14 protein-coding genes are annotated in these 14,564 nt (G+C 62.1%); 3 read left to right on the top strand and 11 right to left on the bottom strand.

What is annotated here, in order from left to right:
• Positions 1-36: 36 nt before the first annotated feature.
• From BM416_RS08245 to hmgA, 4 genes are read right to left on the bottom strand one after another with little or no spacing between them, the layout of a single operon-like run.
• Positions 37-1,407 carry an MFS transporter gene (locus tag BM416_RS08245; RefSeq protein ID WP_092487221.1) on the bottom strand — a complete coding sequence of 457 codons (1,371 nt, stop codon included), beginning with the start codon at positions 1,405-1,407 and terminating at the stop codon, positions 37-39.
• Positions 1,408-1,456: 49 nt separating this feature from the next.
• Positions 1,457-2,095, bottom strand: coding sequence for a maleylacetoacetate isomerase (gene maiA / locus BM416_RS08240; RefSeq protein WP_092487218.1), 639 nt, complete (start codon positions 2,093-2,095; stop codon positions 1,457-1,459).
• 12 nt (positions 2,096-2,107) lie between these two features.
• On the bottom strand, positions 2,108-3,394 hold the full coding sequence (fahA, locus tag BM416_RS08235; protein WP_092487215.1) for a fumarylacetoacetase: 1,287 nt from the start codon (positions 3,392-3,394) through the stop codon (positions 2,108-2,110).
• A 3-nt stretch (positions 3,395-3,397) separates the two neighbouring features.
• Positions 3,398-4,681: a homogentisate 1,2-dioxygenase gene (gene hmgA, locus BM416_RS08230; RefSeq protein WP_092487212.1), complete on the bottom strand. Its 1,284-nt coding sequence runs from the start codon at positions 4,679-4,681 to the stop codon at positions 3,398-3,400.
• A gap of 120 nt (positions 4,682-4,801) precedes the next feature.
• On the opposite strand from hmgA, the gene BM416_RS08225 reads away from it, so the two are divergent.
• Entirely contained in the window at positions 4,802-5,581 is a 780-nt protein-coding gene (locus BM416_RS08225) for an IclR family transcriptional regulator (protein WP_092487209.1), read from the top strand.
• A 1-nt stretch (position 5,582) separates the two neighbouring features.
• Here BM416_RS08225 and dacB read toward each other — a convergent pair whose 3' ends face one another.
• The 7 genes from dacB to BM416_RS08190 form a co-directional block, all read right to left on the bottom strand.
• Positions 5,583-7,028: a D-alanyl-D-alanine carboxypeptidase/D-alanyl-D-alanine endopeptidase gene (gene dacB / locus BM416_RS08220; protein WP_092488040.1), complete on the bottom strand. Its 1,446-nt coding sequence runs from the start codon at positions 7,026-7,028 to the stop codon at positions 5,583-5,585.
• Between the two features lie 76 nt (positions 7,029-7,104).
• A complete protein-coding gene (locus BM416_RS08215) occupies positions 7,105-9,522 on the bottom strand; it encodes a TonB-dependent siderophore receptor (RefSeq protein WP_092487206.1) in 2,418 nt (805 codons plus the stop codon).
• 109 nt (positions 9,523-9,631) lie between these two features.
• A complete protein-coding gene (locus BM416_RS08210) occupies positions 9,632-10,567 on the bottom strand; it encodes a glutathione S-transferase family protein (RefSeq protein WP_092487203.1) in 936 nt (311 codons plus the stop codon).
• Positions 10,568-10,642: 75 nt separating this feature from the next.
• Entirely contained in the window at positions 10,643-10,918 is a 276-nt protein-coding gene (locus BM416_RS08205) for a GIY-YIG nuclease family protein (protein ID WP_090409144.1), read from the bottom strand.
• Between the two features lie 36 nt (positions 10,919-10,954).
• A complete protein-coding gene (locus tag BM416_RS08200; protein ID WP_092487200.1) occupies positions 10,955-11,425 on the bottom strand; it encodes a nuclear transport factor 2 family protein in 471 nt (156 codons plus the stop codon).
• Positions 11,426-11,521: 96 nt separating this feature from the next.
• Positions 11,522-12,157 (bottom strand): response regulator, encoded by a 636-nt coding sequence (locus tag BM416_RS08195; protein WP_092487198.1) that lies wholly within the window; start codon positions 12,155-12,157, stop codon positions 11,522-11,524.
• A gap of 207 nt (positions 12,158-12,364) precedes the next feature.
• Positions 12,365-12,790: a hypothetical protein gene (locus BM416_RS08190; RefSeq protein WP_092487195.1), complete on the bottom strand. Its 426-nt coding sequence runs from the start codon at positions 12,788-12,790 to the stop codon at positions 12,365-12,367.
• 453 nt (positions 12,791-13,243) lie between these two features.
• On the opposite strand from BM416_RS08190, the gene BM416_RS08185 reads away from it, so the two are divergent.
• Together BM416_RS08185 and BM416_RS08180 are read left to right on the top strand one after the other, a co-directional pair.
• Positions 13,244-13,867: a DUF1120 domain-containing protein gene (locus BM416_RS08185; RefSeq protein WP_092487192.1), complete on the top strand. Its 624-nt coding sequence runs from the start codon at positions 13,244-13,246 to the stop codon at positions 13,865-13,867.
• A 46-nt stretch (positions 13,868-13,913) separates the two neighbouring features.
• On the top strand, positions 13,914-14,528 hold the full coding sequence (locus BM416_RS08180) for a DUF1120 domain-containing protein (RefSeq protein WP_092487189.1): 615 nt from the start codon (positions 13,914-13,916) through the stop codon (positions 14,526-14,528).
• Positions 14,529-14,564 lie beyond the last annotated feature (36 nt).

Below are 14,564 nucleotides of genomic sequence, written 5' to 3'. Positions count from 1 at the left end.
ACCACAGGGATCCTGCTCGATGTAGATGCAATATCGTCAGTGATTGGCCGGCACCTTGAGGATATCGCCATGCAAAGGGCTCTTCGGCGCGTCAGTCGCGGGCGAACGCACTTGAATGATCAACAACGCCGCGATCACCGCCGGAATCGCGCAGAAGAAGAAAATCTGCTGCACCGGAATATGCATCGCCAGCAGCATGCTGCCCAGCAACGGGCCCAGGATCGAGCCGAAGCGCCCTACACCCAATGCCCAACCCGTACCGGTGGCGCGTACATGCGCCGGATAAAAATTGCTGGCGAAAGCATTAAGGGTCAGTTGCCCGCCGATGATGCAAAACCCGGCGGCAAACACACAGGCCACCAGATAGCGCGGATTGTCGTGGTTCAGCCCCAGCAGCACGGTACACACCGCCGCTGCCGCCAGCACGCCGGACAACAGCCGCACCTTGTGCTTCAATCGATCGGCAAACCAGGCCATGCCGATGGCACCCAAGGTGCCGGCGAACAGGAACATCGAGGTCACCAGGTTGGCTTCACTCAACGCCAGGCCACTTTCCAGCAGCAGTGACGGCAACCAGCTGATCATGAAATACAGCAGGATCAGGCTGACAAAGAAGGTCGCCCAGATCAGCACGGTCGGGCGTGCATAGCCATGGCGAAACAGCTCCACCACCGTCAATGGGCTGCCCTGCTCGCGGCGGTTTTCGTCCTCGCTCGCCAGCGGCGCACGCCACCCAGGCAACATGCGCGCGGTGACCTTATGCAAGCGTGCATACGGCGGCGCATCGCGCAGCAGGCGCGGCAGGGATTCCGGCAGCAGCCACACCAGGAAAGGGAACAGCAGCAACGGCGTCACGCCGCCGGCAAGAAACACCGCCTGCCAGCCAAAGCCGTCGATAAATCCTGCGGCCACAAACCCACCGGCTGCGCCGCCGAACGAAAAGCCGCACGCCGCCAACGTCACCATCAAGGTGCGCAAGCGTGGCGGGGAATAGTCCGACATCAACGCCATGGCACTGGGCATCGCGCCGCCCATGCCGATACCGCAGATAAAGCGCGCCGCCATCAGCGTGGTCAGCGAGCTGGCGAAGACCATCAACACCGTGAGGCTGGCGTAGATCAGCACGCAGCCCAGCAGGATGCGGCGAACGCCAAAGCGGTCGGCCAGGGGAGTCACCAGCAGCGAGCCCAGCGTGAGCCCCAGCAGGTTGGCACTGAATACCGGGCCGAACGCGGCCTTTTCCAGCCCCCAATCCGACGCCAGCGCCGGTACCACATAACCCAGCACCTGGGCATCGTAGCCATCGGTTACCAGCAACAAGGCCAGCAACAGGAGAATCAACCACTGGTAGCGCGACACCGGACGGGCATCGAGTGCCGCGCGAAAGCTGGCAATCTGATTGTGCATCGCAAGGTACCTGTTTTTATTATTGTGCTCACGCTCTGCGCGGGCACGATCACTCAGGAGTGTCGGGTTGATTGGCAGGGTGGGCCTGGATAAATGCCGGATGCTGCGCCGCCAACGCCGCCACCCTGCCGATGCGTGAATACGCCCCCAACGGCACCTTGAAGCGCTCCGCCGCATACAGTTGGGGAATCAGGAAGGCATCGGCCATCCCCGGCTGCTCGCCGAAGCAATAGCCCTTATCGCCAATCAACTGTTCCACCGCCCCCAGCCCCTGGCTGATCCAATGCCCGATCCACTCCAGCACCTGCGCCTCGTCATGTCCCCACTGACGCAACAGGTTCTGGGTGCTGGAGTTGTGCAACGGGTGAATATCGCAGCCGATGATCGACGCCACTGCGCGTTCATGGGCACGGGCGGCCATGTCCTTGGAAAGCAGCGGCACCTGTGGATAACGTTCGTCCAGGTATTCAATGATCGCCGCGGACTGAATCAGCAGCTCGCCGTCATCGGTGCGCAAGGCCGGCACACGACCTTGGGGGTTGATGGCCAGGTACTCCGGCTGGCGATTGGCGCCACCCGCCGGCACCAGCAGGTTGACGGGCACCGCAGTGAAATCCAGGCCCTTGAGCGCAAGGGCGATGCGCACCCGATAGGACGCCGTAGAGCGGTAGTAGGTATAGAGTTCCATCGCCCTGCCCTCCTAGCGCGCCGCGACCACGGTGCCACGGCATTCGCCGAAGCCGATGGAGGCGAAGCCTTCACGACTGCAACGGGCGCGCAGGATGATTTCGTCGCCGTCTTCAAGGAACCTGCGCACTTCGCCGCAAGGCAGTTCGATGACCTTCTTGCCGCCTTCGGTCATCTCCAGCAGACTGCCGAACTGCCCGGCTTCAGGGCCGGACAAGGTGCCCGAACCAAACAGGTCACCGGCCTGCAGTTGGCAACCGTTGACGCTGTGGTGCGCCACCAACTGCGCGACGGTCCAGTACATATGCAGGCTGTTGCTCAGGGCGAGGCGATGAGCCGGCAGGTTTTGCTCGCGCATCGAAGCGGTGGTGATGAGTACCTCCAGCTCAATATCGAGCGCGCCGGCCGCCTGATCGCGGTTATCCAGCAGGTACGGCAGTGGCTGCGGATCGCCTTCGGGCCGCGCCGGCTGGGCTTTGCGGAACGGTTCCAGGGCTTCGGCCGTGACCACCCACGGTGAAATACTGGTGATGAAGCTCTTCGACAGGAACGGGCCCAGCGGCTGGTATTCCCAGGCCTGGATGTCCCGCGCCGACCAGTCATTGAGCAGGCAGAAACCGGCGATATGCTCGGCTGCATCGCCGATGGCAATCGAGTCGCCGATGGCGTTGCCCTGGCCAATCCAGATGCCCAACTCCAGCTCATAGTCCAGGCGTGCGCAGGGGCCGAAGCTCGGTTCGGTCTGGCCAGCCGGCAAGGTCTGGCCTTTGGGACGACGGACGTCGGCACCCGAGGGGCGAATGGTCGAGGCGCGGCCGTGATAACCGATCGGCACATACTTGTAGTTCGGCAGCAGCGGGTTATCCGGGCGGAACAGTTTACCGACGTTCTGCGCGTGCTCGATGCCGACGTAGAAGTCGGTGTAGTCGTTGATCTTCGCCGGCAGGTGCATCTGGCAATCGGCGGCGCGGTGCAGCACCTGCGCTTCACGGGTCTGCAGTTTGCTGCCCTCCGCCAACAGTTCCAGCAGGCGCTCGCGCAAGGCCACACGCGGACCACGGCCCAATTCGAAGAAGGCGTTCAACTGGCCGCCGGCAGTGGCTTCAACGGCACGGCGGGCTTCGCCTTCAAACTCATCCAAAGCGGCATGCAGATCAAGGATGGAATCGCCAATCGCCACGCCACTGCGCGGGGCAGAGCCATTAATGCTGAACACGCCCAGCGGCAGGTTTTGCAGGGGGAAATCGCGGTGACCATTGGCGGAGGCTACCCAACTGCGGGTAGGGGTTGGCTGCGTCATGGGTTATCTCCGGTTCGGGTTGAAGGTGACGGGCAACGAGGCCCAGCACGCGTCGTAGGAAGGTTGCAGTTGCGGGCACTCCAGGGCGAACTGAGTGGGACGCAGCACTTGGCTGGTCTCGAACATGAAGGCCATGGTGTTATCGATCTTGTGCGGCGCCAGGTCCACGTTGATGGCCTTGGTGCAGGTCTCACCGTCCGGGCCGTGGGCGCTCATGCAACTGTGCAGCGAGGCGCCGCCGGGCAGGAAACCTTCGGCCTTGGCATCGTAGGCGCCCTGGATCAGGCCCATGTATTCGTTCATCAGGTTGCGGTGGAACCACGGCGGACGGAAGGTATTCTCGGCCACCATCCAGCGCGGCGGGAAGATCACGAAGTCGAGGTTGGCCAGGCCGTGCACGCTGGTGGGCGAGGTCAATACGGTGAAGATCGACGGATCGGGATGATCGAAACTCACGGTGCCAAGGGTGTTGAAGCGGCGCAGGTCGTATTTGTACGGCACGTTGTTGCCGTGCCAGGCCACCACATTCAGCGGTGAATGGTCCAGCTCACATGCCCACAGTTCACCGAGGAATTTCTGCACCAACGTGGTCGGTTGCCTGAGGTCTTCGTAGTGGGCCACCGGCGTGAGGAAGTCACGCGGATTGGCCAGGCCGTTGCTGCCGATAGGCCCCAGGTCCGGCAGTCGCAGAGGCGCGCCATGGTTTTCGGCGACGTAACCGCGCGCTTGCGCATCCAGCAGCTCGACACGAAATTTGAGGCCACGGGGCAACACCACAATGTCCAGCGGCTCGACGTCCAGCACCCCCAGTTCGGTGGCGATGCGCAGGCGGCCCTGCTCGGGCACGATCAACAGTTCGCCGTCGGCATTGAAGAACACACGGTCCATGGAGCGATTAGCGCAGTAGTTATAGATGCTGATGCCCGAGGGTTTTTCCGACCCGGCGTTGGCCACCATGCCGACCAGGCCGTCGATAAAGTCCGTCGGCTCAGTCGGAATATCCCACGGGTTCCAGCGCAGGCGATTGGGCGTCACCGCGCCCAACGGGCCGCCGGCCAACTGCCGCTCCAGCTTGACAAACGCGGGGTGATTGGCCGATGGCTGGATGCGGTACAGCCAGGTGCGGCGGGCTTCGCTGCGCACCATGGTGAAGGCGGTGCCGGAAAACAGCTCGGTATACAGCCCGTAGGGCGCTCTTTGCGGGGAGTTCTGCCCGACCGGCAAGGCGCCGGGCAGGGCTTCGCTGGCGAATTCATTGCCGAAGCCCGACAGGTATTCGAGGTTCATGGATCATCCTCAAGACGGAAGTTGTTTTTATCGTAATCCAGTTACGCATAACGTAATTTGATCACTATCGACCGTCAAGCTATAAAGACGCCCATTCATCTCTCGGATTCTCGCCCCTCCATGGAAAAGCCCCGCGACACCGGTAAACAGAAAGTCCGCTCGGCCGAAGTGGGCACCGATATCCTCAAGGCCTTGGCCGAACTGTCGCCCTCCACGTCGTTGTCGCGGCTGGCCGATCATGTGCAGATGCCGGCAAGCAAGGTGCATCGTTATTTACAGGCGTTGATCGCCTCGGGTTTTGCCGAGCAGAATGCCGCCACTAACCATTACGGCCTGGGGCGCGAGGCGCTGCGCGTGGGCCTGGCCGCGCTGGGCAGCATGGACGTTCTGAAAGTCGGCGCGATGCCCCTGGCGGAGCTGCGCGACGAGTTGAATGAAACCTGCTTCCTGGCGGTATGGGGCAACCAGGGCGCGACAGTGGTGCAGATCGAACCGGCCGTGCGCGCCGTGACGGTGGTGACGCAATTGGGGTCGGTGTTACCGCTGCTCAGTTCATCCACCGGGCTGGTGTTCAGTGCCTTCCTGCCGTCGCGGGAAACCGTCGAGTTGCGTGAGCGTGAAATCCAGGCCGGCACCGCCCATGCCCTCGCCGACGACCAGGCCTACGCCACGGCCTGTGAACAGATCCGCCGGCGCGGCCTGCACTTTGTGCATGGCCTGCTGATGCCAGGGGTGGATGCGCTGTCGGCGCCGGTGTTCAACGCGGTCGGGCACGTGGCGGCGGTGATGACCGTGGTCGGCCCCACCTCGCTGTTCCACGCCGACGAAGATGGCCCGGCGGCGCAGCGCTTGCTGGCGGCGACCCGGGCCGTGAGTTGGCGGATGGGTTACCAGCCCTGAACTAGTCGTGCCACTGGGCCAGGGCCAGCGCCACGCGATTCTCGAGGGCGCGGACAGGGGCTGCGTCGCTGACGTAGTTATTGCTGATCATCGAAAATACCAGGCGCCGTCCCTCTGCATCGGTGATATAGCCGCTCAACGATGATACGCCGGCCATGGAGCCGGTCTTGGCGTGCAGGTTGTTTTGGGCAGCCGTCCCGCGCAGGCGATAGCGCAGGCTGCCGCCGGTCATACGGTCGGCATTGCCGGCAATCGGCAAGGCGTTGTACCAGGCGTCGAACCAGGGTTGTTTTGAAGCGGCCAGCAGCAGATCCGTGAGATTTTGCGCCGACACCAGGTTGCGTCGCGACAAACCTGAGCCATCTACCTGGCTGAGCGTCGCCGGGTCCAGGCCCTGGCGCTGCATGAACGCCGCCACCGCCGCCACGCCCGCTGCCGCAGTGCCCGCATTGGCCGTTTTGCGGCCCATGGCCTTGAGCAGGGCTTCGGACATGTTGTTGTTCGAGAGCTTGAGCAACGGTGTGATCAAGTCCTGCAACGGCGCCGATTGATGCTCCGCCAACACCGTCGCCGTCGTGGGGCTGGTGCCACCGATCACGCGCCGGCCCAGCACCTGGATGCCCTGCTGCGCCAAGGCCTGCTCAAACAGATTGGCCACCAGTTGCGTCGGCTCCCAAACACTCACCCACTGCCGACTTTGCTTGCCCGGTGCGAGCGCGCCGCTGAGTTGCAGCAGGTTGGTGCCGTGCTGGCGGGTGATGGCGTAGCTGTTGCCGGGGCCGCTGACGGCACGGTTGCTCAGTTGCACGTAGTCGGTGGACGGGCTCAGCATCACGCTTACTGGCTGGCCGAGCGCGACGGGAGCCTTCGCGGTGACAAGCAAGGTGCCCGCGTCAAAATCCGCATTGGGCGACACCGTCAATGCCGAAATCTGCGCGCCGTAGTAGGTGCTTTCATCGTCTTGCGCCCAATCCACGCCCAGGCGCTCGGCGTCGAACCAGGTGTCGTCGAACACCAGGTCGCCTTGCACCTGGCGCACGCCCTGGCTGGCCAACTGGGCGGCCAATGCCTGGTAATCGGCGAATTGCGTGGTCGGGTCGCCGAGGCCACGCAGGTACAGGTTGCCGGCCAGGCGCTCGCCTTGCTGGGTGCCGTTGCTCAACAGCTGGGTGGAAAAACGGTATTGCGGCCCCAGCACATCCATCGCCGCAGCGGTGGTGAGCAACTTGAGGTTGGACGCAGGGATCAGACGTGCGCGCGGGTTGTGTTGATAGAGGGTGCTGCCACTGCGGGCGTCGCGCACCATGACGGAAACCGTGGCGCCGTTGAGGACAGGATCGGCCAGCAGGTGATCCAGGGTTGAAGGCGTGGAAGGCTGCGAAACACTCGCGCAGCCGCCCAGTAAAACGCTCAGGTACAGCAGGTGCAGCCATCGTCCAAAGTGCATCAGTACCGTGTTCCGCAAAGCCATTGGTGGCCGCAACGCTAACAGCTCCGTACCTTTGTGGCGAGCCTGCCAGGTTTTAGAACTCCAGGGTGCTGGACACCGATACCTGCCGCGCATCGCCCATGGACACAAACAGGCGACTGGCCGCCGAGGTGTAGTAAACGCGGTCGAACAGGTTCTTCACGTTGACCTGGAACTTGACCTTCTGCCCGTCGATCCTGGTGTCGTAGGTGGCGAAGGCGTCCGCCACGGTGTAGCCCGGCAGGTTGAAGTCGTTGGCGGCGTCGCCTGCGCGCTCGCCGACATAGCGCGCACCGGTGCCCACGCGCAACTGATCGCCGCCGAAGATATTGCCGAAGTCGTAGGCCACCGACAGCGAGCCGGTGTGCTTGGCCACGTTTTGCAGGCGGTTGCCTTCCAGCGTCGGGTCGTTGTCCTTGATGTCTTCGGCCTCGGTGAAGGCGTAGCTGCCGATCAGGCTCAACTTGTCGGTCAACTGGCCGCTGGCGTCCAGTTCCAGGCCACGGGAACGCACCTGCCCTGCAATGCTGTAGATGGTGTTGGCGCCGGAGCCCACCGACACCAGCACATTGCGCTTGTCGATAGTGAACAACGCTGCGCTGGCGGTGATGCGTCCGGGGATGTCGAGTTTGGCGCCCAGCTCCCACGACTTGGATTCCTCCGGCGTGAGGTCGCCGGTCAGCGTGCTGCCATCGGCCAAGGCCGCGATGGTGGAGTTGGGCTTGAACGACTCGGTGTAGCTGCCGTAGAACGACAACTCATCGGTGTAGCGGTACACCAGGCCGGCACGCGGCACCCAGGCCTGGCCATTGCCGTCGGTGTTGGCCTTGAACGGCACGCCCTTGCCGGCGTACTGGTCATACATCTGATAGCGCGCACCGGCCACAAAGATCCACTGGTCGGTCAGGTGAATCGCGTCCTGGAAGAACAGCGAGTCGCTGCGCAACAGGTCGGTCTGGGCGCTGTCGGCAGCGCTGACAGTGGTGCCCGCGACTTCGTTGCCGTACACCGGGTTGTTGTAGTTGAACGTACCACGCGAGCTCTGGCGAATCAGGTCGGCGCGGTAGATCTTGCGGTACTCGTCGTCCAGGCCGAACACCAGGTCATGCTGCATGCCCAGCACATTGACCTTGCCTTCCAGGCTGGCCGTGGTGAAGCGATCGGTGGTGATCGCACCTTGGGTGCCGTCCATCTTGCGGGTCAGGGTGCCGTCGGTGTTTACCGCGCTGACGCGCACCTGGCTGGCATCATAGGTCTCACGGTTCCAGCTGTAGCCGAAATGGGCTTTCCAGTCGTCGTTCAAGTCGTGGTCGGCTTCGAAGCGGTACAGGTCGGAACGCCCTTCCATGTTGTTGAACGGCTCGTCCAGACGGCGAGTGGCCGGGATGTCCAGCGGGTGGTTGGACTTGTCGATGGCGGTGCCGCGGTCGAACGGCGAGAGAAATTCGCGGTGTTCGTAGGCGAACAACAACTTGGTTGAATCGCCGTACCAGGCCAGGGACGGCGCCACCAGCGACTCGCGGTGAGTGCCGAAGTTGCGCCAGTAGTCCTCGTCTTCATGGTCGACGATCAGGCGATAGGCCAGGCCCGAATCACCAATCGGCCCGGTGGTGTCGAGGTTGCCGCCGCTGCCGTTCTTGCCATCCCCGAAGGTCGAGCCGCGCACGGTCAGGGACGTGGCCTGGGTCAGTTGCGGTTTTTTGCTGACGATATTGACCACGCCGCCCGGGTCCTGGATGCCATACAGCAGCGACGACGGGCCCTTGAGCACTTCGACCCGTTCTGCGGTTGAATTCAACGCCCGGCCCTGCACCACCGGCATGCCATCGCGCATGATCGAGCCGTTACGGTTATCGCCGAAGCCGCGCAGCATCACCGCGTCCTGAGTGCTGGCCAGGGTGTTGGCCTGAGTAATGCCGCTGATATTGGCCAGGGCGTCATCCAGGTTGCGCGGGGTCTGGTCGCGCAGCACTTGGGCGGGCACCACGTTGACGGTCTGCGGGGTTTCCAACAGCAACGCGCGGGAACGCATCACCGAGCTGGTGGGCGGGGGCTGGTAGCTGGTGCTGTCCTCGGTTTGGCCGACACCGCTGATGGTGGTGGCGCCGAGGTTCAGCGCGCCATCGGTGGGCACCGGTTCCAAGGCCAGGGTGCGGGCGTCGAGCTGGCGGAAGGTAAAGCCGCTGTTCGCCAGCAAGCGTTGCAGGGCCTGGGTCGCACTCATTTGCCCGCTGACCGCCGGGGCACTGAGGCCATAGGGCGCTTCATCGGTGTAGATCACGCTGATCCCGGTGATCCGGCTGAAATCGCTCAAGGCCTGGGGCAGCGGTTTGGCCGCCAGGGCGAAGGTGAACTGGGCGCTTTGCTGCTCCTGCGCCTGTGCCATGCAGAGGGGCAGCAATGCCAGCCCCGACACCGCCAATACCGAGGCTCCCAGCCACTGTTTAACCAAACCGCCTGCCGTCGACTTCATGCTGTGAGAACCCGTGTAGAAAACGCTGTTAATGCGAATAGATCGCAGTTTCAAGCACTACACGGATGGGCGGGGGATTTACCTCACCTCTGTGGGTAAATATTTTTATTTATTGCGCCTGAATGCTGAACCCCAAGCGTGGGAAATGCACATGCACGGTGCCGGCGCGTTCATCGGTGCGACGCAGGATCAGTTCCTCGCGCCCGGCAAACAGCAGCTCACCGGCCACGGGGTCGGTGCCGTAGTCAGTGGCCGAGATGGTCACCTGCTGGCCGGGTTTGAAGCCGTTCAAGTCCTCGAAAACCTCATCGGACAGCGCAGTGGGCGTAGCGTTACGCGCCACTTCCAGCGCTTGCTCGGCGCTGATCTCACTGGCAGTGCCATGGCCAAAGCTCAGCACCCGGTCCAGCCACGCCGCGACAGCGGGATACGCATCCACCAACGGCGCAGTCACCGATGAGCCCTTGAGAAACCACAGCGGATGGGCCAGGGCAAAGTCGGCAATCGACGGCTCACCGAACAGGAAATCCCCCGTCGGGTGCTGCAATTGCTGATCGATACGATGGATGATCGCCGGCCATTGATGCTTGGCCTGGTCCAGTTGCACGCGGGCGGCGCTGCCACCGCTGAACAATTTGCTGCGGTCAGCCACCAGCACCTGGAGCATCTGTGGCGGTACGTTGGCAAATTTGACGGCCAGGGATTCAGGCTGGAACACCAGCGCCACGGCATGGGAAAACACTACCGAGTCGGCCCAGGCGGCGAAGCCTTGGGTAACCAGTTCCAGGCCTTGGGGGAACAGCGCCGGGGCGGACTTTTCCTGCTCCAGGCGTCGGGCGATCAAGGCGGTGTCACAGTAGATGTCGGCACCGACCTGCAGCACCGGCGTCTTGCGATAGCCGCCGGTCAGGGCCGTAAGGTCAGGCTTGGGCATCACCGGCGAGATGCGCACGGAGTGCCAGGACAAGCCCTTGAAGCCCAGCATCAGGCGGGCTTTTTCAGCAAAAGGGGATTGCGGGTAATGGTGGAGAATCAACTCAGACATGCCAGGCTCCGCTCGATAGATAAGCGGCTAGCTTAACCTGCAAAACCCCAGGCGGGGACGATGGGAACCCATCAGTCAAATCAATGAGCCACTTGCGGCCAGGCACTCCTTGGCGCTTTTCTTCAACTTCTTGATCAAGCGCTCCTGGCGCAACGCCTCGCCTTTGCTCGCGCATTGCTCCGTGTACACCAGCGCGACCGCCGGGCTGGACAGGAAAAACCGTGCGCCCTTGCCGCTCTGATGAGAGGCAAAACGACGCACCGGGTCATTGCTGATGCCGCAATACAACGCGCCATTGGCGGCGCGTACCAGGTACACAAACCAGGGTTTGGGTTCAGAAGGATCAGTCACGGGTCGATTCGGCAAACCAGAAGAGCGCCAAGCTTATCAACGACCGGCCTGGAATGCCCTGAGGCCTTTGAGCGCCTGGGCACGCACGGCATTTTTCAAGGCCGGCGACCAGCCCAGCAACAGGCCCTTGAGGCCCAGCGCCTGGCGCGACCAACGCCACAGATCGAAGTGGTCGTGGTGTTCGCAGATCTTGCCATCACGAAACACAAACCGCGCGCCGATATCGTTGACCACCGTGTTACCGGTGGCGCTGAACAGGTAGGTCGCGACCCAATGCGCGCTGCCGGTGGTTTCATCGCTGCGCACATGGTCGAACGTCAGGGAGAAATCCTTGGCCCGGGTGGTGAGCATGCGCCACATATCGCCAGCGTCGCGGCCGCGCAGTTCACCGAACGCCGGGTCGCTGAACAGCACATCGTCGGTGTAGCAGGCCGCCATGGCCTCGGCGTCCAGCCGTTGGAAAGCGCTGTAGAACTCGGTGATCAGGGCGTTGTGTGCGTCGCTCATGGGCAGGTTCCAGACCAAGGGTTGTAAGCCGTCCAAGATAGTCCGGGCGCCGGTAAAACTCTATCGCCATTTACACCGGGAATGCCCCACCAGGCGCTACGGCACCATGCCGCAGCTGCGGGCATAGGCAAACAGATCCACGTCGGTGGAAATGCACAGCCGGCTCATGGCCGTGCTTTTCTGCTTGCTGATCGTGGAAATACTGCGATTGACCCGGGCCGCAATCTGGCTGACGGTCATGCCGCTGGCCAGCATCCTTACCACTTCGCGCTCCTTGCTGGATAACTGCGGCTGTTGCAGTTGATCGCCGGTGCCCGCCTCCGCCAACTGCGCGCGCAGGCATTCACTGACAAACGTCTCGCCCCTGGTCACTGTCGCGATAGCGGTGGGCAGCTCCCGGGCCGAGGCGCTCTTGGCGACAATCGCCCGTGCCCCGTGGGCAAAGGACGCACGCAGCGTCGCCACATTGGCGAACATGGTGACCAGAATCACCGGCAAAGTCGGGTACTGGCGCCGCAACAGCCCCAGCAGTCCGTAGCCGTCGGCCTGCTGGCCGCCGGGCATGGCGAAGTCAGTCACCAGCACGTCACACGCCACGCTGCTCAGCAACTTGAGCAACTCATCGGGACCGTCGGCCTCACCGACCACTTTGCATCTACCGCCCGCCTCAATCACCACCCGTTGCCCGATGCGCACAATGGGATGATCGTCGGCAATAATTACACGCAACATAAATACCCACGAATGATGGCAACTGGAATTGGCGCAAAAATACCTGTGTCCTCTTGTCTCAACAACCACCCGACGCAGCCTGTTCCGGACAGCACCCAGTGTTTGATAGGTGGCAACTTTACGCCTACAAAACAAAAAGAAATTACCTACATCCAAAACCTCCAACACACGGCAATAACCGCCTACAAACCTTTGAGTCCGGCGGACTCATAAGCGGCTCAGATAAGCAATGTACCCCCGCAAGTTGCGCTGGAAGGCTTGCAAATGCGGCGTATTCGCCACCACACCATCGGCCTGGACCCGCGCAATCAGCTGCTCGCCGCAACGCTCCAGGTCGACTCCGCCGACAAAGGCCATGCTGCCCACCACACGGTGCAATCGCTCCACCAGCAAGGGCGCATCGGCGCGGGCCTGCGCCAGGTCCAGCCAGGCATCGTCCTCCCGTGCTTCCTCAATCAGGCTGGCCAACGCCCGATTCACCATCTCATCACTGCCGAAAATCTCGATCAGGCTGGCTCGCGTCGGCCATGCAATCGCGCCTGAACGACGAGCCGGCGCCTCCTCCAACGGTGGCAAAGGCGAGGGTGCCAACTTCAGGACAGGTACTTGCTTGGAAAATACCCTTGTCACCATGGTCACCTCACTGTGCTTACATTGATTGTTCAGCCCATGAGTTCATCAACATCCACTTGAATGGGAGCAGGAAGATGCAACAGCCAAATCAACGAACAGCGTGCAACATCCCCATGGCGCTCATGTGACAGTCATAAGCAACAATGAATAGCCTTGCGAACATGAAAAAGGCGATACAACAACTACGAAAAACCCAACTTTCCTACAATCTAAAACATTAATTCCCACGAACTCTCACTCAAATACTGACTACTCCGATTGTCGTAATAGTTGTATTTCCCCCGCCACTCCCCACGGCTAAATTGCCGCCACCCCAAAGAGGGAATGGATTGGCCAGTTTCGTCGATCCCAGCAAAACACCACCCGCCGCCCTGCTCGCCGCCTTCCACAAAAAGCTCGGACGATGCCGTGCGCAAGCCTTTATCAGCCAGCCCCTTAGTGGAACCTATAGAGATGAGCAAGTCCCTAACCCTGTTGAGCGCCGCCCTGTTGCTCACCAGTGCCTTACCTGTCTTGGCTGCCAGCACGGTGGACCTGACGGTCAAAGGTTTGATCACCCCCAGTGCCTGTACGCCCAACCTGCCGGGCGCAGTGGATTTCGGAAAAATTTCCGCGAAAGACCTGAACCTCGACAGCCAGACCCTGCTGCCCACACAAACCGTACAACTGTCCGTCAGCTGCGAGGCATCGACGCTGTTTGCCATCAAGCCTTTCGACAACCGTGCCGGCTCCTCCACCCGTCCCGCCGCGTTTGGACTGGGCCTGATCAACGAAACGGAGAAACTGGGCAGGTACTTCCTGACCATGCGCAATCCCGTCGCCGACAAGCCGTCAACCTTGCTGGTGTCGTACACCGAAGGCCGTTGGACGTGGCTCGCAGAAGACGACAGCGTAGAGCCCAACTATCTGATTGCACTGGGAAGCCTGGACGAAACGATTGGCTGGCAACCTCACCCGCTGCAGGACATGAGCGTGGAGATTGTGCTCAACACCGCTATCGCAGCGGCCAACACACTGACGCTGACCAACGAGGTGGCATTGGATGGTTCTGCGACCTTTGAAGTGAAGTACCTGTAGCGCTTACCCAGCGTCCATCGACCCTGCTCAAATGGTGATTGCCCCTATGAACCTATTTGTCACTCGCGCAGCACTGTTGCTGTTGTTTACGCCAGCGGTGTTTGCCGCCAGCAATACAGACCTCACCGTCAAGGGCAGCATCACGCCCAGCGCCTGCGCGCCGCTGATTTCCGGCGGTGGCACGATCGACTTCGGAAAAATGGCAGCCAAGGATCTCGAGGCCGAGCAGTACACCTCGCTGCCCCACCAAACCATGCAGTTGAGTGTGCGCTGTGAGGCGCCGACCTTCTTCACCCTGAGCACCATCGACAACCGCGCCGGTTCCTCGGCCAACCACGCCAACTGGCATGGCCTGGGCATGACATCGGACGGTGAAAAACTCGGCGGCGCTGCCTTCCACCTATATGCCCCAGTGGCGGACGGCGTCGCTGCACGCGCCATTACGTCTGTCGATGGCGGCGTTACATGGCTGCCCACCAGCATGCTCACCCACACCATGCTGACGGCAATCGCCAGGGGCAACCAACTGGTGCCCATTGCGGTGCAGGACTTCGATGCCGAAATCCGCCTGTTCACCCACATCGCCCCCGCCAACGGCCTGACCCTGACCGACGAAGTGCCCGTCGACGGGCACGCCACGGTCCAAGTCAACTACCTGTAATGCGCCACTCAGACTCAATCGAAAGGAACTCGTCGC

Origin of the sequence: Pseudomonas sp. NFACC42-2, from assembly GCF_900116055.1 — a bacterium.
Taxonomy (GTDB): Bacteria; Pseudomonadota; Gammaproteobacteria; order Pseudomonadales; family Pseudomonadaceae; genus Aquipseudomonas; species Aquipseudomonas marginalis.
This window is presented reverse-complemented; position numbering and strand designations above follow the sequence as displayed.